Source organism: Halorubrum lacusprofundi ATCC 49239 (assembly GCF_000022205.1).
Classification (GTDB): Archaea; Halobacteriota; Halobacteria; order Halobacteriales; family Haloferacaceae; genus Halorubrum; species Halorubrum lacusprofundi.
Window position 1 is genome coordinate 44,246 of sequence record NC_012030.1, and the last position, 21,822, is coordinate 66,067.

20 protein-coding genes and 1 pseudogene are annotated in these 21,822 nt (G+C 53.3%); 13 read left to right on the top strand and 8 right to left on the bottom strand.

Going from position 1 to position 21,822, the window contains the following annotated elements:
• Positions 1 to 181: 181 nt before the first annotated feature.
• From HLAC_RS16095 to HLAC_RS16110, 4 genes are all read left to right on the top strand, one after another.
• Positions 182 to 412: a hypothetical protein gene (locus HLAC_RS16095; protein ID WP_012660043.1), complete on the top strand. Its 231-nt coding sequence runs from the start codon at positions 182 to 184 to the stop codon at positions 410 to 412.
• An 8-nt stretch (positions 413 to 420) separates the two neighbouring features.
• A complete protein-coding gene (locus HLAC_RS16100) occupies positions 421 to 837 on the top strand; it encodes a PIN domain-containing protein (RefSeq protein ID WP_012660044.1) in 417 nt (138 codons plus the stop codon).
• A gap of 567 nt (positions 838 to 1,404) precedes the next feature.
• Positions 1,405 to 4,416, top strand: a complete 3,012-nt coding sequence (locus tag HLAC_RS16105; RefSeq protein WP_012660045.1) for a hypothetical protein — start codon at positions 1,405 to 1,407, stop codon at positions 4,414 to 4,416.
• A 442-nt stretch (positions 4,417 to 4,858) separates the two neighbouring features.
• On the top strand, positions 4,859 to 5,272 hold the full coding sequence (locus HLAC_RS16110) for a TRAM domain-containing protein (protein ID WP_012660046.1): 414 nt from the start codon (positions 4,859 to 4,861) through the stop codon (positions 5,270 to 5,272).
• 9 nt (positions 5,273 to 5,281) lie between these two features.
• Here the strand turns inward: HLAC_RS16110 and HLAC_RS18275 are convergent, their stop codons facing one another.
• Positions 5,282 to 5,548, bottom strand: coding sequence for a winged helix-turn-helix domain-containing protein (locus HLAC_RS18275; RefSeq protein WP_079892152.1), 267 nt, complete (start codon positions 5,546 to 5,548; stop codon positions 5,282 to 5,284).
• Positions 5,549 to 5,656: 108 nt separating this feature from the next.
• Between HLAC_RS18275 and HLAC_RS16115 the strand changes: the two genes are divergently transcribed.
• A complete protein-coding gene (locus tag HLAC_RS16115) occupies positions 5,657 to 6,016 on the top strand; it encodes a hypothetical protein (RefSeq protein ID WP_012660048.1) in 360 nt (119 codons plus the stop codon).
• A 71-nt stretch (positions 6,017 to 6,087) separates the two neighbouring features.
• On the opposite strand, the gene HLAC_RS16120 is transcribed toward HLAC_RS16115, so the two are convergent.
• The 3 genes from HLAC_RS16120 to HLAC_RS16130 all read right to left on the bottom strand — a co-directional run bounded on the left by HLAC_RS16120 (position 6,088) and on the right by HLAC_RS16130 (position 9,229).
• Positions 6,088 to 7,065 carry a DUF7983 family protein gene (locus HLAC_RS16120; protein ID WP_012660049.1) on the bottom strand — a complete coding sequence of 326 codons (978 nt, stop codon included), beginning with the start codon at positions 7,063 to 7,065 and terminating at the stop codon, positions 6,088 to 6,090.
• Positions 7,066 to 7,618: 553 nt separating this feature from the next.
• Positions 7,619 to 8,203: a type IV pilin domain-containing protein gene (locus tag HLAC_RS16125; protein WP_012660051.1), complete on the bottom strand. Its 585-nt coding sequence runs from the start codon at positions 8,201 to 8,203 to the stop codon at positions 7,619 to 7,621.
• Between the two features lie 183 nt (positions 8,204 to 8,386).
• Positions 8,387 to 9,229, bottom strand: coding sequence for a hypothetical protein (locus HLAC_RS16130; protein ID WP_141104830.1), 843 nt, complete (start codon positions 9,227 to 9,229; stop codon positions 8,387 to 8,389).
• 296 nt (positions 9,230 to 9,525) lie between these two features.
• On the opposite strand from HLAC_RS16130, the gene HLAC_RS18980 reads away from it, so the two are divergent.
• The 5 genes and pseudogenes from HLAC_RS18980 (at position 9,526) to HLAC_RS20080 (ending at position 13,081) form a co-directional block, all read left to right on the top strand.
• The gene (locus HLAC_RS18980) at positions 9,526 to 10,008 is read left to right on the top strand and encodes a hypothetical protein (protein WP_141104829.1); all 483 of its coding nucleotides are present in this window, start codon (positions 9,526 to 9,528) and stop codon (positions 10,006 to 10,008) included.
• Between the two features lie 1,007 nt (positions 10,009 to 11,015).
• Entirely contained in the window at positions 11,016 to 11,633 is a 618-nt protein-coding gene (locus HLAC_RS16135) for a tyrosine-type recombinase/integrase (RefSeq protein ID WP_049933910.1), read from the top strand.
• Positions 11,630 to 12,048: pseudogene (locus HLAC_RS16140) on the top strand (DUF8161 domain-containing protein). Before HLAC_RS16135 ends, HLAC_RS16140 begins: the two are co-directional and overlap by 4 nt.
• A 60-nt stretch (positions 12,049 to 12,108) precedes the next feature.
• Positions 12,109 to 12,402 (top strand): helix-turn-helix transcriptional regulator, encoded by a 294-nt coding sequence (locus tag HLAC_RS18280; protein ID WP_012660053.1) that lies wholly within the window; start codon positions 12,109 to 12,111, stop codon positions 12,400 to 12,402.
• A 355-nt stretch (positions 12,403 to 12,757) separates the two neighbouring features.
• The gene (locus HLAC_RS20080; protein WP_422652239.1) at positions 12,758 to 13,081 is read left to right on the top strand and encodes a transcription regulator; all 324 of its coding nucleotides are present in this window, start codon (positions 12,758 to 12,760) and stop codon (positions 13,079 to 13,081) included.
• 140 nt (positions 13,082 to 13,221) lie between these two features.
• On the opposite strand, the gene HLAC_RS16150 is transcribed toward HLAC_RS20080, so the two are convergent.
• On the bottom strand, positions 13,222 to 14,388 hold the full coding sequence (locus HLAC_RS16150) for an ISH3-like element ISHla1 family transposase (protein ID WP_009486633.1): 1,167 nt from the start codon (positions 14,386 to 14,388) through the stop codon (positions 13,222 to 13,224).
• Positions 14,389 to 14,717: 329 nt separating this feature from the next.
• Here HLAC_RS16150 and HLAC_RS16155 point away from each other — a divergent pair, with 329 nt between their 5' ends.
• Positions 14,718 to 15,503: a metallophosphoesterase family protein gene (locus tag HLAC_RS16155; RefSeq protein ID WP_079892137.1), complete on the top strand. Its 786-nt coding sequence runs from the start codon at positions 14,718 to 14,720 to the stop codon at positions 15,501 to 15,503.
• A 97-nt stretch (positions 15,504 to 15,600) separates the two neighbouring features.
• Here HLAC_RS16155 and HLAC_RS16160 read toward each other — a convergent pair whose 3' ends face one another.
• On the bottom strand, positions 15,601 to 16,554 hold the full coding sequence (locus HLAC_RS16160; protein WP_012660056.1) for a DUF4268 domain-containing protein: 954 nt from the start codon (positions 16,552 to 16,554) through the stop codon (positions 15,601 to 15,603).
• A gap of 373 nt (positions 16,555 to 16,927) precedes the next feature.
• Between HLAC_RS16160 and HLAC_RS16165 the strand changes: the two genes are divergently transcribed.
• Positions 16,928 to 18,196 (top strand): Cdc6/Cdc18 family protein, encoded by a 1,269-nt coding sequence (locus tag HLAC_RS16165; protein ID WP_012660057.1) that lies wholly within the window; start codon positions 16,928 to 16,930, stop codon positions 18,194 to 18,196.
• Between the two features lie 97 nt (positions 18,197 to 18,293).
• Complete coding sequence (locus HLAC_RS16170; protein ID WP_012660058.1) at positions 18,294 to 19,163, top strand: DNA adenine methylase; 870 nt, start codon at positions 18,294 to 18,296, stop codon at positions 19,161 to 19,163.
• Positions 19,164 to 19,178: 15 nt separating this feature from the next.
• Here HLAC_RS16170 and HLAC_RS16175 read toward each other — a convergent pair whose 3' ends face one another.
• Entirely contained in the window at positions 19,179 to 20,216 is a 1,038-nt protein-coding gene (locus HLAC_RS16175) for a restriction endonuclease (protein ID WP_049933913.1), read from the bottom strand.
• A gap of 71 nt (positions 20,217 to 20,287) precedes the next feature.
• Positions 20,288 to 21,310, bottom strand: coding sequence for a DUF7961 domain-containing protein (locus HLAC_RS16180; RefSeq protein WP_012660059.1), 1,023 nt, complete (start codon positions 21,308 to 21,310; stop codon positions 20,288 to 20,290).
• Between the last annotated feature and the right edge of the window lie 512 nt (positions 21,311 to 21,822).

Below are 21,822 nucleotides of genomic sequence, written 5' to 3' on the forward strand. Positions count from 1 at the left end.
CGCTTGTCAAGTGGCTTTGTTTCCAACGTTAGTACTATCTACTAACGAGAGTTGTTCGTCAGCCAGATTGGCTCTGATTGGCTGTCGACCATATGCATAAGCAGATATCACAATCGACGAAACTGTCCCGTAGCTATCGCCACCGAAAGACACAGTATTCTGTGCTCACATAGTATTCTGTATGCCGACTATCACTGTCAACGTCGATGATGAACTCAAAGAGCGGATGGAGAACCACCCTGAGATCAATTGGAGTGAGGTAACTCGACAAGCAATCTCTGAGAAAATCAAGAAGCTTGAATTGATGGATGAGCTCACAGTAGATAGTGAACTAGGAGATGAGGATGTGGATGAAATAGCTGCGAAAATCAACGGCAGCGCACGCCAGCGCCTTGAAGAAGAGTCGGAGTAGACTACCGAATGAAACTGGTTGTAGATGCGAATGTCGTTATCTCAGCTCTCATCTCAGATTCAAAAACACGGGAACTCATCGTTACGCTAGAGCCTGATCTTCTGACGCCAGAAGTTGTTCACGATGAGATAGAACGCTACGAGGATCTCATCGTCGAGAAGTCAGGAATGGACCTAGACCGGGTACGACAGTTTATCGATCTACTGTTTGATCATATTGAGACAGTGCCCGCAAGCGAATTCTATCAGCATATCGATCAGGCCGATAGTGCAATTGGTGAGGCTGATCCAGATGATGTTCTGTATGTTGCTTGTGCTCTTGGCTGTGAAGCAGCAATTTGGAGTGATGATTCAGATTTCAACGAACAGGACCTCGTCTCGGTGTTTACCACCGGTGAGGTTATTGGGTCGTTTGACACTGTCTGAGTAGAGAGTTCGTATGTAGAGCGATTTCTCTGAGCCTGAACTAATATCAGTCACAGGTGGGTGCTGTCGACCGGAGTTTCGAACTACTAGGCAATACTTTAAGTCACTCCATCTCACAAGCTAAGCCAACAGCTAAGGAAAATAAATAACCGAGAAGGCAGCTGGTTGGACACCTACTGCTTCTTCTCGGATGAATATAAGCGTTTGCCTTCAGTGAGCCACTGCTGTATCTCTCACTACGTGTTGTGTGAGGAACATAGTGCAACTGCAACAGATATGTCAAAATACACAAGATCAACGGTAGAAACCGACGTTAATCTCACCACAAGCCGATAGTTATGACTCACCAGAATTGTTCCAAACGAAAATCCGGGGCCAAAGTTCCTACGCTCGATCCCGGATTTCGTTTCGTAGTATCCCGAAGCGGATCAGTGGATATGATCCTACGAGGAGCGTGTGACGGTATGCTCCTACCAGTAAGGTCGACGTTCGGGTTCAAATTCCTTTCGGCCCTTACTGGTTGTAGGTCGATCTCCACAGAGTCCGCTTCACCATACGGCGGGCTCCATGCACTCAGAACCCAATAATCAAGATCGACACCCCGATATTCGGCAGGTTGCGCCTGATGGATCACTTTCGACAGCTGGCATCCTTGTCAGTGATGTCTCTCCAAGAATTACTGAGTGGGTTCCAGGGCTGCTCGACGAACTCCTCCCAAGCAGTGTTCGAACTCTTCGAGAATACATTGCTCACACTGATCCAGGAATCCTCTCGGACGGGCGATACGGTTCGCTGGTGGGCAAAATGCAGGCCGATACCTTGGGGGTCACGCATCGAGAATGGGGGTCGACGACCGACACGTGGAGTGATGATGAGGCTGAAGCCGTCGAATACCTCCATTCGCTATTTAATCGCGCTGTCAAGTACCACGATCAGTCGACCGACGAACTATCGAACTACCACCAGCAGCGTGAGAAAAATATCGACACTGCACTGACCAAGATCGGGACTGGCAAAGGTCCACTCAACGGTGGCCTCGAAGCACTCGCTAAAGGCCCCGTTGCACTTCACAGTGAGTTCGACGAGGCTCCACAGCCCATTACGCTCATCCTCGATGGGCAGTCCTGGACGGACCTCGACGACCGGTCAACTGGTGTACGGGCTCTCGCTGCAATTGCAGTCCTCGGGTCAGCCTTCGATGTTCGTCTCGTTATTTCGCCTGGGCTAGACCAGCATCTCCGTCGACGGTATTCTACGTGGTACGATACACATCTGGGTCTTACTGAGAGTGCTGATAGGTCCACACAAGAAACAGTGGCTACGGCTGGTCGCTCATCAGCGACGACCCGTCGACGCGCGTGGGAAGTACTGCAGGAGCTCCCAGAAGACTCTGGACGTCTCCGGTTGCTTGGGAATCTCCCAGTCGACGGCTCACGCGACTATCGGGACCTCAAACAAGACGACGAAATCGGCGTCACACCGGGGACTGTTGGCCGCTACGTCCTTGACCTCGAAGAGTTGGGTCTCGCCTCTATTGACCGCTCTGGACAGTACAACAGTGCCTCTCTCACGTCGCTTGGCCAGCTTGCTGTCGAGGAGTTTCTGACCGCTGATTACCGGACGGTCCACCCCTCCCAGTCGAGATTGCAGACGGCTCTTACGCCGACCCCTCAGTCCGATGCAGGTACAGTGTATAGAGCGCAAGCAAGCACGGAAGGAGGGGAGGGGACACCTCCGACAGCAACCGCCGAGGAGTGGATGGCCGCAACGGGCTCCCCCACCAACGGCGACAGCTACGTCCAGTGGCTCAACGGCCCCTCTGAGATCCTCGACGCATGGGGAATGCACCACCGATACGCCGCTGGCCGCCGAAATCGCGGAGTAAACCTCGTTGACGACCGGCTCGCGAAGTTTGACGACGGTCGCATCTCCTATCTCAGTTGTTTCGACGACGATCTGCTCGTTATGTCTCAGTGGGGCGGCCCCCTCCCAACGTTGGGACGTATTGCGGGAGCCTTACTGAGCGATAAAGCGCTGAGTAAGATACTGACTCCATCTGCTCTCGGTGATGAATTCGAAGCCATCGATGACGCAATCGTCGAGAAACTCGACGAGAAGGCAGGCGATATCATCCGTTGGGGCCACCAGATTGGCTGGTTTAGCGAAGACGAAGAACAGTACGACGACTGGAAAGATCGTATTGGGTCCGTCCGAAGTCTCTGTCTAAAGAAGGTCGGTGAACTCACCAACAGCGACGATATCGAAGCGCGGACTGAACTGTTCCGTGATCTGCATGGGTTGATCGCTTCGGCAACACAGCTCTATTACGCCATCGGCGTCGACGTGACGATCAACATCCGAATGCCGGATACTGGGATGTTGATCCGGGATGAGAAGCGCCTCGATGACTTCTTGAATTTCGCTCGCTACACCGTTCCTAAGCAGTCAGTCTACGGAATTCACTCGGGATACCGAATGCTGCTGGAAGACCGCGAAGAGAAGCTGAAAAAGCGGCTGCCATACGATGTCGACCGTTCAGATCCAGCAATGCATCTGACCGCCTCATGGGTGTTTTCGGGACCGACAATGACGGATCTCAAACCGGAGATCGAGCAGGCAATCGAACGGGAAGCAAGTGAGATCCGAGAGGCCATCGCCGATGGAACGGAGGCGGCACCGGTGATGGAGATCCCCGTCCAGATTTCGAACACCTATACAGCAACCCGTGAACTCGTCGAGGAGTTTGCGACAGCGAAAGGCTACGAGGTATCCCACAGAGGCGATATCCATGAGCGAAACGACGACTTGGAGCGGTTGGTTCGGCTGTTCCTTCGGGTGTTAGGAACTACTGATCGACCACACCGAGCGTGTCCATCGGATGTGGCCGAAGCAATGCTGCACATTGCTCGGTCGACTCAAACCTTCGATTTCATCGGTATTCGAGATATCGCTTACGGGCTGTCACAACTACCAGCAGACCGGTTACTGCCGGAGCTGCCGCCGACAGCGACGAAACTCCTGAAAACACTGCTTGATGCAGACGAGCCGATGGGACGGTCAGAGATTATTGAGGCTGCCGAGATTTCTGGAAGCAGTTACGACCGGTATATCAACGAGCTAGCGGCGTGGGATATCATCGAGCCGACCGAATCTGAGGGTCGACGGCGCTGGGAAGCCCACTTAGAGCCGTGGTGGAGTCCCCAAAGTCACCGGGAAGAACCGTTTGGAGAACCAGAGCCAGATACGGCGATCATCGACGCAGAGTTCGCCCGTGATATTGGGAGTCGAGTCCTCTGTCACTACATAACGCACTATGATCTTCCGGAGTTAGAAGAGGTATATATGAGTGGGTTAGCACCGATCAGTCCAGACGACGACATAGAGGCGTTGTTTGGACGACATCGTCGGTTATCGAGGTGGTGGGCATTCCTGTGGGGAGCGTATGCAGATCAAGGCGAGATTGAGAGTGCTGAGGCTGCAACAGCATCGGAAACTGCGGTTCGGATTGGGCAGTTGCCTGAATCTGTGGATCAACAGAGTTTGGATGAGTGTGAATCTATGTCGATCTCCCCGGTCTAACAGTAGAGATTAGTGGATACGGACGAATATCGGGATATGGGACGAAAGAAACTCGTCGTGGTTGTTACTGTGGCAGCGACTCTGGCTACGTTCTATAAGCGAAAATCTGGCGCTACAGCGTCTGAAAGTCCTGACTGACCCTCTGAGTACCAACCGTCGGTTTTGTCGTAATTATATCAAATCAACAGTTTTTATTTAGAATACTGACTAGCAACTGGTGGTTGATCCACTGGCTCTCAGGGATCAACCACCTCTGGGGTATCCCACCACCCCGTCGCCCTTTCACCACTTCCGGGCTTTCGAATACTGCAGAAATCTCACCATCTTCGGTCGACCGAGGAGTCGGCAGAGATTACGGATTTCAATTGGATAATTTATGATGGTAATATGAACACGTTACAGCAATACGTAAGGGGCGAGGAATTGAGGGATAGGTCGGGCAATGGAAATATCTGAGCAACTCAACTGTTTGTTTTCAGCAGCCGTCAAGGAGACAGCAGATACGTACGTGATCGAAGTTCCACACGAGGAGGTCACTGAGGGGTTTGTCGACAAAGAGGAGATCCATCAGGTTGCACTGTTGTCGACCGGAAGGTCATCTGTAGGGAGAGAATCATCCGGTAGCTCTCAGGAAGACGGAGAGATCCAGGACCCACCGGTAAGTGAAGGAGACAAGCGGATAGTCGAGATATCAGAGACGGGTGATCAGGGTGATGGACTCACACGTGTGGAACGTGGATTTGTGGTGATCGTTCCTGGTGCACAGGTGGGCGACCGTGTTCGAATATACATAGAGACGGTCCGTGATACCGTTGCATTCGGGGAAGTTGTAGAACGGCTTGATTACGAGAACTGAAGTTGTAGATCACGGATCAATTTTGAGAGAGTAGAGGTTTTGCCGGGCATCAGAGAGTGAGATTTCAGAGACGACGACACCGGCTTCTTCGAGTTTCGTCAACCCGTGTCGAACAGTTCGTGATGAGAGTCGTGTTTTGTCTGCGAGTTCAGACTGGGTGAGCGTTCCATTGTATTCGAGAACTTTGACAACCAATTTCGCGCTGGGAGGCTGATCGCTGACAACGTCCCACATTTCTGCGGTGGTCGTGATTTTAGGTTGGTCAGCTGTCGGCATTACGACGAGATAGCTGTCTGTACAGCATAATATCACTGATTTCATCGACTTGGTGAGTTTCGGTAAAAATAAAACCCCAAGTAGGGATCAGCCATAGAACTGGGTGAGATGGATAACGCGCCTGAACTACCGGAGAGTGAAGATGCCCTCTACGAGTTGGCAGCACGTTCGGATGCAGACCCATATCGAAGAGAAGCCGCAATCAAGAAACTGGGAGAGTTGGAAAGCGACGAAAGCAGCACGCAGTTGGAGCATCTCACGGAAGATGGCGTTTCAGCGATAGAGCGGCAGTTAGCAGAAAAACAGCTCTCGGCTCTTCACAGCGAGTCAGCTCATGACTCATCTTCAGCCGTCGACGCGGATGAAGAGTCTTTGAGTCTCGAAGAGAGACTGCAGCAAGACACCGAACGGCTCCGTGATACGCTTCGGTCGACCGAAGAGTCGGCTGAGGACAGAGATTCAACCTGAAGCCGCCCTACCACCGGCTTGTGGTCTGTCTACTCCTGTTCATTACTCTTCTCGTTCAGCAAAGAGTGATATCAGTCGACTTCGCTAGCGGAGCTGAAGCTGGTGAGGTCCTCGATGCGGGCTTCGAGCTCTTCGATTTCGTCTTGGAGCTCCTCCGTTTGTGGTTCGTCGACAGCGGCGAGTTGGTCTTTGAGGCCCTGAAGCCGCGATTCCTTGCGTTCTTCGTCGACATCGGCCTTGCGGACGTACTGGCTTTCGTCGATCTCGTAGAGGTCCGACTCCGAAAGGTCAGTCACTTCGAGTGCCTCATCGACTTTGGATCTGTCGACGGTGGTGACACGCTCTCGATCAATCCCTTGGTCTTCGAGTATTTCGAGGACCGTTTCGTCGTCTTTGAGCGTTCGATTACGTCGACTGGTGCGCTGAACAGAGCCATATTGGCCGTAGACGGGTTGGTCGTGGTGGAGTCGATCTAAGAGAAGCGAACGGATCTGTTGGCGGAGATCGTCGGCATTGCGCTGGACATCCGAGCAAAGCGTATAGAGATTGACCAACTCGGCGGTCTCCATGGTTTCGAGATCGGTCGGCTCGTAGCGTTCGAGGGCATCGATCAGGAGTAAGGAATCCGAATAGAGTGGGAGATCAGGTTCCTCACGGGTGAGTTCGGGGTTTTGGCCTTCGACAGTGAGGTCGGCGTCGACGAGCGAAGAGGGAGTAGGTGAATCGGTGGGTTTCAAGACGCCGTCGCGTGGGTCGATCTCGAAGAGTGGGTGAATCGAGAGGATGGTGGCGTAGGGTTCGGCGTCAGCCGGGAGTCGATTTAGATCGAAGGGTTGTGGAGAATCAGAGACTCGGTCGTAGAGGGTCTCGAACTGGTCGCGTTTGAGGGGGATGGTCGTCTCTTGGTCGCGGTAGGCGATGAGGAGGCGATGTTCTTGGGCGTCTTCGATGCGGAATGGCTTGTCAGAAAGCGGAGTTCGGAAGGTAGCGGTAGGTGGGACCTCGTCGATTTCGTCGAGGATTGTGTGCCAGATTCCAGAGAATGGCATTGGTGGGGGTCAGTACATGGTGAGACGGGAAAATGATAGGGTATAGTTCTGGATTCGAGTTCGAGTGCCACACAGCCAGGAATACAATTATGTTCTCCGAGTTAGAACGTTGAGATACGCTTCGTCTTGGAGGGCCGAAGCGTCAGCGGGGACCCGACCGCTTACTATGTGGTCGTGTCCACACTCTGTGTGGCATTCCCCCTTTTGTGCTGGTTAGTGGACGACTACTCCGTAGAGCGACGTGAACTATCCTGTAGATTTATGATAGTTGCTTGGTTTGTCTGTCGATAATGAAGCTTCCACCGTTTCGACCGTTGAGGCGTCTGTTTGGCAGCACCCACGGTGAGGTTCTGTTTGAATGTCGACGCTGCGGGTCGACGGTAGAACCTGGAACGAATGTGTGTCCGTCGTGTGAGCAGCGATCAGTAGCTCGATATGAAATGGAGTAGTCCGGATACTGGTGTTCTCCGGGCTCCGTCTGCAAGACTGCGAGCGCGGATGCAACACTTGCTAAGGTGAATCGTTAGAACACTATCAGCACTGTTTCTGGTCGTCACGCGAATGTCAGTGTTTCATTTGTTATATCGATATCGCTCGGGTCACCATTGAATATTCCATAGTTCCCTGAAATGCCTATCATTTCCTCATAGAGTATCGTATTCGATGGTTCGTGTATCATTCGGAGTTGGATTTGATCGTCGTCTGGAAAATTCCCTTCGTTACCAGCCAGTCGACATGCCACATTGACCTCACCACAGTCTAGATCATCTGGAATCGTATTGCTATCTTGGTTGTTGTGAACCACTACTAACTCAACGGTCTCACCGGCGGTTAACGACTTATTGAGGTTTCCAGTGACCCTCTGATCTCCGTGGTCAAGATGAACAATGATGTCATCGGCATCTACGGTTTCACCGCCTGTATGTGTAAGCTCAATCTGCCAGCGGAACTTCTTGTAGTCGGGTTGTGAAGCGGGTTCCTCCTCAAAATCCAATTCTAGGGCAGAATAAGTAGGCCTCTCGCTCACGTCGTCCGTGATTCCCACTGTGTACACACCGATGACCGACGCGAGAAGAATTGTGATTGCAACGATCAAGATCACACCGACAACTGGTGTGACTCCCCGGTTGTTTTTCATATATTTCGATTCAGATATTATGTATTCCGTCCAATAAAACCCCACAATAAATAAAATAGTGTTTCGACGTGCTTCTGCTCAAATACGGTCAATTGCTATACTCTGCCTCTATATCTCGCAACCCAATGCTGACAGCTGTTTTTAGATGAATACCGACTATTCTCTCTCAAACCGAGAGTGGTATCATGGACGGCCGATATGTCCATGGCGCCGCCACAAATACACAATTCCACCCGCAAGCGAGAGTAACATTGCCTGCGTCACGATCATCGATATTAGATGGACGAGTGCGATAGCGGGCCAAACGAGCTGATTCGGATGCCAGTCGACAGCGTCACTCGCGCGGACTCGCCGCTGGTCGAGATACAAGGAGAGCGAAAAGACCGGTGTAAGCACGAATTGTGCGAAGGTCGCCAAGACCGTGAAGACCGTGATAACGAGTGAAAGCCAAGCGAAGCGAGATCTTGGCTGCACCTGATCCGGCTGAATAATACCGAGTAACAGAACGGCACCAAGAAACACGATGTACGCTACAATAGGGACTGCAATACCATACCACCAGTTCGAGACGCGGCCACTCGGTTCGTTGGTGGAATCATCTTCGTTATCGATCTCGATCACTGGATCATTATCTGCAGTCAGGTCGGTCACGATAGATGTAGATGAGAACCGCCGGTAGAGATAGACTGCCGCAATTGGCACCAACAGCGAGTATGAGAACGCAATGACACCGACTAGCGGTAGGAGTAGGCTGCCGACTCCCCAGAACACCGGTCGTGGATTCCACGAGGTGTTGCTCTGATTGACGGCACGAGCGTCAAAAAAGAGACACAGAGCAAAGACTGGAATCAGAAATAACCCAGCCAATAACGTGAATCCGGGTACAAGAATAGTGAGTGGGTTTGCACCATCTTGGATAAGACCGAGCCTCCCTGCAACTAGAATTCCACCCCCACCGACGAGTTCTAGGACTGGCGGAATCGCAACCCCGTACCACCAATTAGAGTCCAATCGAATCGTATTCATCTTAGACATTTTTCAATTTTGAGCTAAATGGCTTACGCTCCTATTATATCAATTTGTTCAGCTGACAATTTATGCGAGCACCTATGTCCCGATCCTGTCCTCCTTCTATCGACGTTAGTTCATCGAACTTTGGAGTCTTCTTACAAAATACAAAGTTTGACTTAACAGTTAGCATGGGTTGATCACGGGACGTGACCAACAAAACTGTCTGGGTTCTGTCAGAGCGTGCTGTGCAAGACTGCGAGCGCATATCTTGCAGCAGAAGACATTTAAAATTGACAATGTGACGTAGAAATGTGCATCGTCGTGCCCTCCTCGCATCGCTCAGTGCACTCGGTATGTCTGGTCTTGCTGGATGTGCTAGTTTTCAAAATGACGATATCCCCGCCGGGAGTCTCCAGTTCGAGAATCAAGACAACCTCCCACACGTCATTGGAATTTCGGTCATAGACATTGGTACTGAATCGGAGACGAACTCTGATGGATACAGCGTTTCCGGTGAGGTAACCGCACCGCCTCAACAACGAGAATTGACAGCCTCATCGTCAGTTGCCCCCGGTGAGACACAGACGTTCAGAAATATCTTCACAGAATCGGTATACTACTTAGTTGAGTTCACACTCGATGGCATCGTTCCCGAGACAGGCGGGCGGATTCCATTCAATCCGTCACCGTCTAATCGAGAGTACGACAACGTCTTGGGGGGTGTTGTATTTGCATCTGGTGAGTTCTCATGGCATGTGAGTTCGACAGACAACGCTGGAAGATTCAAACAATAGGCCGTGCATAATATCGGCTGGTTCAGCCGAATCAACCAGAAACTGGTGCTGCATACACCCTCTAAGTAAAGCAAGTTGTCTCTGCTTCTCCTCTGGGGAAGTCAGGGAATCTCAATCACAAGACAGCCACGCTTCAGCCACAACGGAAAGGTAGTGCCTATCGTTCTAAATGAAAAGTGCCATTCTTTATATTGTAAATCCGGTCGAACGAAAACTCTCTACTCAATCAAGGAATTGGGAGTGGATTGGGTGTATGACGGGTCAGGCGAGTAACTGCTCTCAAACTCCTCGTCGAACTAGGTCGTCGCTAATTTTCAGACAAACTTTGGAGGAGAGTCCTAAACTGAGTTAGCGGTTAGCATGGCTCGATCACGGGTGTGACCAACTAACTCATACGGATTCTATCAGAACGTCTTGTGCAAGATGGAACACGCGTATCTCGCACGTGATTAATGACAACTGGTAGCTATTCATACCTATTAGAAAGATTAGTAATCTCTCTTGGGCATTTAGACTCGGTCATGGGGAAAATCAATAACACACCTTTGCCCGGGTGACATTGATTATTCCCCATCACCACCACAACTCTACTTCCCCCAGGGAGGTGGTTTCTTCGCCCCACCCCCCTCGGCTTTCGCCTTCGACGTTAATTTGGGACTATCTTTTCGATATGTGTCCCTGATATCGGGGCTATATACTGAACAGTAGCTATGATAGCTATTATCATTTAAAACTGTTTTGGGGGTACACTTTTAATCTCTAGTACGGTAATCGAATCGCCGAGAGAGACTTTGCCCCCGTGAAGGTGCCCCCAGCTCTCTCGGCATTTTGTGTTAGGATTAACAAGATAAATAATTTTCTACGGTGCAATTATCTTGAAAATAAACATAACTACCGTTCAATACTGTTTGTGTGCTAACTGTTAAGCCAAACTTTGGAGTTTCTATGTAGACTCCAAAGTTAAGGGGCTGTAGCGGATGGTTAATATATAAAGAGAGTTCGATCACATGGCTCAAAATGTAGATTCCAAAGTTCGCGCAAAAGTGTGGCTCACTCCCGACCAAGTCGACGATCTCCGCTCGGCGTGTTACTCGACTGGTGCCGACTACCTCCAGCAGCGAAACGAGGCGATCATCGGCCTCATGTACGACACCGGGCTCCGGGTCGGCGAACTGGTGGCCGTCGACGTGGATATGCTCAGAGAGGGTAACAGCGCGCTGTATGTGCCAACCGAGATCCAGAAAGACTACCCAAACGACAACGAACCTGCGCCGGCGACGTTAGAGCTGTCTGCTGACGTGTCTCGGCTGCTGTCGTCGTACCTGAATAGTAGGTGGAAGGACTCACCCGCGTTGTTCCCCTCGCGGTCGAGCGACCGGATTACTACCCAGGGTGTTCGGAACGCGATCTCGAAGGTCGTCGAGGAGGCTGGTGTTGAGCCGTACCTGGTCGACGGTACTCGCGGTGAGCCGAGCGACGTAACGCCTCACGCACTCCGCCACAGTGTCGCCTACCGGATGATGAACGCTGAGGAGGGGAACACTCTCTACGACGTTCGGAACCGACTGCGGCACCGGAGTATCCAGACGACCGAGCAAGTTTACGACCATATTATCCGAGTATGACTAACGACGATGTCGACCCAGAGAACCCACGTCCTGAGGGTCATTACCCTCGGTTCAGGGGACACCGAATGGCACTACGTTCCCGATGAACTCGCCCAGACAATCTCGTTAGGGCCTGGTGGCGACGGCGAAGAAGGGCAGGATTGGGTGCTCGTACACGCCCGAGAAACGAGATTCAGACGACCGTGAGAAGGTGATGGTTCGACTGACGCCCCGTGCACTCCATGAGCTCTACATCGAGGTAAAGGACCTCGACGTTGAGACGAGACAGATGGGCCATCGGGTTGAGTGTGATCTTTGTGGCGAGATGGTGGACCTTGACCGGGCAATTCCGAACGCCCGTGGCGAGGCGTGTCACAAGCGGTGTTGGGCAGAGTATACGGGTGTTCCGGAGTGGTTCAGTGCCCACGTGTGATCGTGTGCTTTCACTGAGTTCCGTGCATTATTTACCTCAACCAAATCAGAAATACAACCAATGCACGAACTAACTGGTTTTCAGCGGGATCTGTTATATTGTGTCGCCGCACTCAACGAGCCATCTGGCTTGGAAATAGGTTCTGAGCTGTCAGAGTATTCTTCAACTGAGGTGAATCATGGACGCCTTTACCCCAATCTTAACGACCTCATTGAGGAGGGGCTGCTCAGCAAGGAGGAAAAAGACGGTCGGACGAATCTGTATGAACTCACGCCACTGGGAATAGAACTCATCGAAGAGCGTCAACAGTGGGAAGCCGACAAACTCCGAGAGGCTGGGATCGATCTCGACTGACTCTGGTGTTGTTCGAGTTTTGAACAAGGCGGTTACGTGACTCAATGCTCTACTAAGAGGATGCGTTTAGCGCGACGATTTCGATTGTTTTACCCAAAACAGCTGAACCAGCCACTCAGTGAATCTGCCTACTGTGCACATGTTGTAGCCACGCAGGCAGAGACCGTCGATGGCATGGAGGTGGTGTGGCAACGTCGACCAACCAATATGCGAGATACGGCTACTGTTGTGCGGTCCATTCTAGCTGACCTCTTGGCCAGACGCAACCGCCTTACATACAGGGCATATAGTGAGGCATGGCCACATGCGCGAGCTCGTGATCGAACTTCTCTATGAGCCGCACGTCGACCCCGTCATGGACACATTCAGTGAAAATGAACGTTTAATCTCTAAAGCGGTTAATTTCTCAGTGACGAGTGAGAGTCTCTGGAGAATTGACCGCATCACCGGTCCAGCTGACGCTCTCAATCAACTCGAACAAGTGCTGTTTGATCCGACAGATTGCAATGAGTGTCTAACCGGCGATACCTGCTCCACAGAATGGGAGTATGAGATGCTCACTTCGACTTCAACCAGCAGAACAGTGTATACTCATGGAGTGGCGATTGAAGACTGTCACTCAGTCCCCCACCTTCAGTACCTCACAAAGCATCCTCGGCTAGCTGTTTCTGCGGCCTGAGTTCTGTGTCGAAGCGGTTGTACTGACGGTCTCGACGAGAGAATTACGGACGGATCGACGGAGAGCTGTCGCTGTCGGCGGCGGTCAGCCGCCGACGCGACAGCGTCGCCACTCACTCCGCTGGCTTGCTCGGTCGGTGGTTAGCGGTGGAATCGGTCGTCAGGTGGCCGATTCGCGGGGACGGCCCGACGCACCGCGAGGGCCGTCCACGCAGCTCGTCGAATCATATTGACGAACTCCTTGTACGGCCACCACCAGAGGCGACGCCCGCCTCGGCGGGGCGTCGCCACATACTCGTAGTGAAGGTACCGCCAGACGTTCTGTAAGAGGAGACTCACCACCACGTACAGCAGCCGTACCGTTGGATCTCGTGTTGTCGTTGTCGCTATCGCTTGCTCAAACAAGCGATAGCTTGACTCGATACCGAAGCGTTTCGAGTAGTGGTATCGAGCGTCCCGTGGTGAGTCGATGAACGGCGCGTCAGCGGCGTAGCCGTGACGCGCCACACCGTTCTCGTCATACTTCCCATTTAGGTACGTACAGTCGATGTAGACGGGAAAATCGACGGTCCAGCTGTGACCGTCGAGTTTCCCCGTCAGATCATGCTGAATGACGCGACTCCATCCTTCCGAGAGCTCTTGCTGAATCGCCTCACCCCACCGGATGATCGGGATCACGTACGCGTAATTGTGCGCCTGAAGCAGCGTGAGACACTTACTGTCGTAGAATCCGCGATCAAGGTAGACGGCCTTGACCCCGGCGTCAAGGCCGTCGAGGACACCGAAGAACTCAGCGAGGACACTACTTGCGGTATCGCCGTCTTTGAGACGGCGTACCGCCAGCGTGTAGCGTTTGTTCTTCACACGCGCGTAGAGTGTGGCATAGGCGTGGAACGCAGTGGTTCCACGCTTCGCTACCGAGTGATAGAGGCCGTCTGTGTCGTCTTCGTCACCGTAGTAGGGCCGCAGGTGGAGGTCTGCGCAGACCTCCACCTGTTCGGGGAGCAATTCATCGAGATCCTTTCGCAGGAGCGTGTTAGCGACTCGTTCGAGCCGTTCCGGCTCGAACTTCGTCCGAAGATGGTAGAGGACCGTGTTCCCAGCGGGTGAGTTCTGGCTCGACGCACAGAGCGTAGAGACAGAGGTCCCGTCGGCGCAAGCGCCGACGAGGACCTCATAGATGTCTTCAGCAGTGATTTCAGCGTTATTGGCTAACGAGAGCGAAACTTCCTCGTCAAGGCGGTTGACGAGAAAGTTAAGAAGCTGGTCCTCGTGGATCTCACCGTCTGCTTGTTTGGTTTTAGACACACCTTCAGCAAGCAGACGTTCTAACTAAGCGGCTTTGTGAAGTACTGAGAATGGCATGATCTGTGGGGACCAGTAGCGGCCTTCGGCACAATCAGTCCGTAACCGGTCCGTTAGAAGTGACAGTCCGCGAGGTCGAAACCGATCCAGTGTCTCCTCGAGACGTAGAACTCATCGCAACCGATGCTGAGGGGGTGGAGCTACGGATCGTTACCTAGAAGAAACACGATGTAACGGTCGAGTGGGAGGTCGGTGCCACGTACGCGATCACGGGCGGACGAGCCAAGCGATACAGCGACGCCTCCGGCCCCGAACTGCGTATCCATAGCAACGTGGATTTTGATGTTCAACGGGTTACACCCGATTCAGGTCCGTTACAGCTTCTCGTCGTCGGGGATACACACGTCGGGTATCGGCACCGGCCATCGAGCACGAAGCCACCGTGGGCCCAAGCGGTCGACAACAGACGGACGTTCAGTCGGTGCCTCACCCGTGCTCGAGACCTTGGCATCGACACTGTCGTCCACGCTGGCGACGTGTTCGACCACGAGATCACTCAGGCGGACACAGACCACGTTCACGAGGAGATCCAGCGAACCCACGACGCAGGGATTCCCTTCTACTTCATCCACGGGAACCACGACAACGAAGCCGGTAACGAGACGTTACGTCGAGGACCCGGGATCCATCTGGGCGGTCAAACGATAACTCTCGAACAGGGTACCGTCCGAATATCGGGGCTCGATTACGGGGCTGGAGAGTTCTTGGGACCACTGCCGGAGGTTGTCGTTGACGAGGACCTCTTGACCTCGATCCTTGTCCTCCACAATACGCCCTATCCGGCGGTCGACGAGAGCGGGTCACCCATCTACCGAAACGATCCGAACCACCTCGACCTCAGAGAGTTTCTCGACCGAGCTGATGAGTGGCTAGACCTGATCGTTTCGGGGCACATGCACGTCGGGAGTCGCGCTTCGATAGCTGGCTACGATACGCCACTACTCGTTACTGGCCCGACTGCGGAGATCAGCACGTCGACTCAGGAGAATCATCCCTCGACTTGGCTATTGACGATTTCGGAGGGAGATGTCCAGATTGAGCGGACGGAACTGGCATGATCTAACGCGACTACTTGGAGGGGGAGGGGGTGCGTCCGACAAGACGATAGAGTGTAGGGCGCTACGTAGCAGGTCGTTACATCGTCAAAATCAGTTGTCAGCTGGACCCGAGAGCGGAAATTCGGGGCTCGAACTCTTTTTCGAATTCGTCCATCGCATCTACACCCCACTCAATCAGATGGTTTCGCTGGTCAGTAGTCAGTTCGGTGATCGTCCCGTCGAGATCCTTCGGCTGTTTAATTCGAGAGGCTTGTTTCTCGGGCAAGCGTTCCCACTCTAACTCGACGCCTAAATTCGTCTCAATATCTGTTTGTTCTTGTTTCAACGCCTCGAATATCTCCTCGTTACGTTCCTTATCCGGTGTGGAGATGTAGAGTTCAACGGAGAATTCCGGTCCCTGATGGAACGCCCATCCAAATCGAACCCTCGAAATACCAGCGCTGAACGTTAGATAGCTCCGAGCTCCCGGCTTGAGTTTGTACCAGTTTGGACGTCTCTGAGAGTACGCCTCCACCATCTCGGTGAAGAACTGACGATAGCTGCGCTCGGAGTCGGAAAGAGACTCGGTACTAACTTCTCGTTCCCATTCGTTGGGCTCAACGACGACTTCGAACTCGAAGCCACGCTCCTCGGCCCCCTCGATACTCACGACGCGAGGTTTGATCGCGAAGAATTTCGCACCTTTCGGCCCGGATTCGTTCAACCATTCGAGCACGCTCCGGTGCTCCGGTCGGAACTCTTCGGCGAGCCACATCGTGAACCCGGCGTTCTTCCCAGATGAGTACGTCAAGAGCTTACCCAAGTGATCATGGTCTGTCCTGTTGTATTGGTTCTCGATAACGACGGTCTCACCTGTGTTCATCTCTCGTGCAACGATATCAGCCGAGAAATCGCCGACAGCTTCCTCTGCTCGTGCGTCCTCGATCTCTATTCCCAACTCCGACGCGAGCAGGTCGATGTTCTCCGTCAACCATCTTGTGAAATCTCGCTCCTCGTTTTCCCAGACCGAACGGAGTCCGTGTTCTTGGATTCGCGAGATATTCCGATCCATGAGCACCCTTCTCAGGGGGATCTGATAAAACGCCGTGAGGCGTGTACTCCTAGAGTGCGGTTCATTGCGACTCGTTGCCGGACGCATCCCCCCTACCCCAGGGGAGATTGATCTGAAGGCGGTGAATTTGATCACTGTTCCCCTGCGGAGACAGCCCTAGGATCGTCTGTATCTCGTTGTTACGGGATTCAACTTACCGTCTAGTATCTCAATGATTTGCTGGACGCACCCCCCTCTGTCCCTGTCTTCTACCCGAGGCACAGTAGAATCACAGGGGAACCAACATCGACATTCTAGACACTACCCCGTCTACTAGACCGGAAGACATGTAGGACATGGGGGTTTTATATACAACACATGAAAACGGAAGCGTATGAAGGCGTTCGGTGACGAGGACACGATCTTCGAGGACATGGACGTCCTCAACCCCAACGAGCAGACGTACCAGCCCGAGTCGCTGCCGGAGCGCGAGGTCGAACTCGATCAGATCCACTCTGCCCTCCGTCCAGCGACGATGGGCTCGACGCCGCTCAACTTGATCGTATACGGTCAATCTGGTCAAGGGAAGACAGTCGGAATCCGTCTCAAGACCGACCAACTTCAGGAGTACGCCGATGGCTCCGAGATGGACCTCACTGTGGTTCACATTCGTTGTAAGGGCATGGACGGCTCCTACCACGTCCTGACACACCTCGTCAAGAGACTCCGTGAGAAGCGATTTGGACCCGGTGAGGAGCTCCCGAGCGGTCACCAGCGGAAGACTCTCCTCAACATGGTGATCGAGAATCTGGAGAAGATCGGCGGGACGGTCATCGTTGTCCTCGACGAGATCGACGCCATCGGTGACGACGACTACATCCTCTACGAACTCCCGCGGTCGAATCCGGACGGTGTCCGTCTCTCGCTCATCGGGATCACGAACGATCTCCAGTTCCGCGAGAACCTCGACGCCGATGTCCGGTCAAGCCTCGGCGAAGACGAGGTCCGCTTCGAGCCGTACGATGCTGATCAGCTTCGCAACATCCTCGCACGACGTGCCGTCGGTGCCCTCCGTGACACGTATTTCGAGGACAATATCGAGGACTATCAGTATCTCCGAAGCGAGATTCTGAGTGACGACACGATCCCGCTTGCCGCGGCGTTAGGTGCACAGGATACGGGAGACGCTCGTGAGGCGATCCGCCTGCTGTTCCGTGCGACCCGGTTTGCCGACGATAGGGGAGAGAGCACCGTCACAGAGGAGCACGTGCGTGAAGCACGGAATTTCCTTGAGACAAAGGCCATCGAGTCGGGGATTCAGACGCTCCCGAACCAGCGAATGCTCGCGCTCATGGCGGTCACGTATCACGGGATACACGGCGACACACCTGTGACGACGACGCCCATCTACACCCAGTACAAGACCTTCTGTGAGTACGTGGACGTGAACGTCCTCTCGAACCGGCGATTCCGTGACCGGCTCAACGATCTCGCCGATACGAACGTGCTCAATAAGCGGCAGGGTCGGGGTCGTGGAGACGAAAACCAGTATTCGCTGGCGGTCGACCTTGATACGGCGCTCGAGAACCTCCCGAAGGAATCGGAGCGTCTCGGGGATGTTGCAAAGATTCTCCGAGAACAAGGTGGTGTTGCGGGTAACTAACTCCCAAGCGCCATCTCAACAAGGTTGATCAAGTACCGAGATAGACTGCTACTCTAACGAGACAGCTTTTTGCTAATACCGAGGATATCTACATTGAATGGTGGAGCCGATCTTAAAATGGGCGGGTGGGAAGCGCCAGCTTCTCTCAGAAATCACGGCGCTGTTTCCGACCACATATGAGGCGTATCACGAACCGTTCGTGGGAGGTGGTGCTGTCTTTTTTGATCAGGATCCTGATAATGGAACGATCAACGATCTGAACACGCGGTTAACTACTTTTTATGAGATCGTTCGAGACCAACCGGACGCCCTTATTGCCGAGAACAAGACACACGAGCATACGGAAGAATACTACTATAACGCTCGCTCGGAGTTCAATACGCTCCTTACACAGTCGACTCCAACACAGGACGAGCGAGTCCGCGAGGCGAGCTTACTTTTATATTTGAATCGGACATGTTTCAACGGATTGTATCGGGAGAACAGTAATGGCGAATTCAACGTCTCTTTCGGACGGTATTCGAATCCAGATTGGATACAAGAACAGCGAATTCGGAAGGCATCACGCGTTCTCCAAGACACGGCAGTGTTCAATACGGATTTCAGCTACGTCGTCGATGAGGCCTCTAGTGGCGATCTTGTGTATTTTGATCCCCCGTACGAACCGGTGTCGAAAACCGCGGATTTCAATTCATATCAGGCGGGCGGATTTGACCGAGAGGACCAACGCCGACTTCGTGATGTCGTGATAGAACTCACGGAAATGGATGTTTCCGTGATTCTCTCTAATTCGCCGCCGGTCACGGAATTATACGAAGGCCACGATGTGTTCTCGATCAGATACGTAGACGCCACTCGTGCAATAAATAGCGATGCCGGTAGTCGGGGGGAGGTCTCGGAAGTACTCATTACGAACGTTCCGGCAGATGAGCAGCGGCGAAAGACTCTCTCCGACTTTACTGAATGAACTGTCGAAGATCGCTCAACGTGGCGTTGAGGCTAGAACGTATTGTTGCTCGGATCCTCGACCGCTCGTCGTGATTTCAGGGAGGCGGACAAGCCACTGTCCAACGGTTCGGGCACGTCGACGAGTGGTTGAATCCGAGAGATCTGTTTCGGCTGCGAGGATCTCCGTAATATCACGTCGGGAGAGAGTACCGTCTTCTTCTAGTTGAGTGTATACACGGGAGATGATCTCGACATCACGGATCTGCTGTGTGAGGAGGCTATCCGCGGATTCTCGATTGCCACGATCGAGGTACGTGAGGTATTCCTCACCGAGCCGAGTGAGCCCCCAATGACGGATCGTATGGTTGTCGATTTCGATCTCCTGGTCTTTGTGAAGAAACTGAAGAAGCCACGCGGCAATACCGTAATAATCCGCTTGCCGCGGATCGAACGTGTCTGTATCCGTCTGTCTCCGAACGTATTCTGCGATATCGGGGTTGATGTCAGAACCCGTTCCAACCGCTCGGATGACAGTGCGTATTACGTCAAAATTGTCCGCTTGTGGGACCTCTAGCGGCGGGATTGAGTCGGTTCGCTCCGGCTTCTCGAACGCACTCCAGAACGTGGGATCCAGTTCGTACGATTCGTCGTCTGTAACGACGCCGATACTGCTCTCGATCATGATGTCCGTGAGCCGGTCACCGTCGATCAGCCGGATGAAATCTTGGTTTGCGCTTGTCTCTGCTCCGGACGTGAACGAGGATGTCGTGATCACCGTTCCGATATGATACTGTTGTTCTGAGAGTGCACCTTTAAATCCGCGGAGGGTACGGGCGCCGACGGTGTTACCGGTAGTGTATTGTTTTGCTTGTACGCCGAGCCGTGCGTGGAACAGTTCTCGATCGATGACCGCGTGAATATCGATACCACCATCGCCACGGAACGGTGTTAGCTCGAGTTCACGAGTTGGCTCTGCCCGCTCGATCACCATTTTACAGAGCTGTTCAAACTGCTCGTGATCGATCTGTAACCCCCTATCAAGCAGTTCCTCTTTTGCCGTCGATACTCTCATTCAAGATCGAAGTTTTCACGGCTGGATAAAAATCCTTTCGCCAGAGCAACCAGTATGTTACAGCGGTTGGATCAGTCTTGTGTTGAGAGATCTAGCTCCGAATACTCGTACGTGTAGCACTTGACCCCATTCTCCTCACAGTGCTTCGCAAGCTTTCCCGACGAGATGTCCTCCGCCTCGAAATCACCCAAGAATGCGACTGTCACGTTGTTATCGCTGCGCTTCTCGGAGCCTTCGACCACGACGGCTACGTTCGGATCGTTGTGGCTGGTTTTGATTACCTTGTCACCCATCACATATGGATTCTCTGCGAAGGCGAGATTCTCGTGTTTGTACGTCCAGAGCTTGATGTCTTGGTCGTCACAATACGACGCGAGGATCGCGGGGTGATAGTCGCGCCACGCACCCGGTCCTTCGTCGAGCGAACTCGGGAACGCGACCCGCACCGCTTCCCCGTCCATTTCGTGCCCAAACGCTCCGGTGTTCTGCTCCGGGGGCAGTACCTCGATGACGATCCCAACCGACGGCTCTGAGTCGCCGGCTTTCACCACTCGATCCCCCGGTGAGAACGGATTCTCCGGCTTCTGATTCATGTGGGCGGTATTGGGCCCGAGATCAAGCAGCTCGTTCATCGGTCGGGCCGCGAGGTGGTCGAGTTTCTCCGGAGAGTCCCCGGAGAAGGCCGCCTCCGTTTCTACCTTCGACTTTAGCGTCTCGAGGCGCTCCCATCCGAGCAGCATCAGACTGTCCTCGTTGTCCCGGTGCCAGACCATCACCACGATGTCGTCGTCGGGGTCCCGCTCGACCAAGGACTCGGGAAGAAAGGCAGAGACGTCCCGTGAGGACTTCACATCGACCGTGTAGCCGAACACCTCGAAGTCATGCCCGGAGAAGCTCTCGGGATTACATCGCCGGATCGCTTCCTCGTTTTCCCACTCCCACATCTCGACGGGAAGGTACTCGCGACAGAACTGCTCAAACGCGAGCTCGCCGAGGTTACCGATCCGCTTGACATCCAGGTCGTCGGCCCCCTGAATGACCGCTTGGTGGTGGGCTCGCTCGTGATCGATTTCGTCCGGGGTGAACCGATACATTATTTGAGTATCAGACACCGGACAGATATATTTTCAGTATAAGATATCAAATCAAAGAAAGAGAGGGGCGAAGGAGCGTGAGATCCGGACCTCCGGCGACTACCTCTGATTCGGTGCGTGGCTCCTCCCAGACCTACGCCGCGTTGAGGTAGTCGTCGGGTGGATACCCGGCCTTCGAGACGATCTTTCGTGCGTCCTTCCGGACAGCTTGGTTGGTAGGGCGTTCTTAGTGTGTCCGGATGTGGTCCTTGATCGAGGCTGCCACCTCGTCCATCAGATCCGGCCCCGCAATATCGAGCACGCTATCGAGCGTCTAGCCGGCCTCCGATGCCGGGAAACCTTGACGGGAACCGAGCACCTCGTCGTTTACCGACGCGACCTCGTACCGATGGCCGTTACGGCGGGGCTCCACATCTCGTTCCATTACTGGCTGATAGAACGGAACCTCAGTACCTCACAAAGCATCCTCGGCTAGCTGTTTCTGCGGCCTGAGTTCTGTGTCGAAGCGGTTG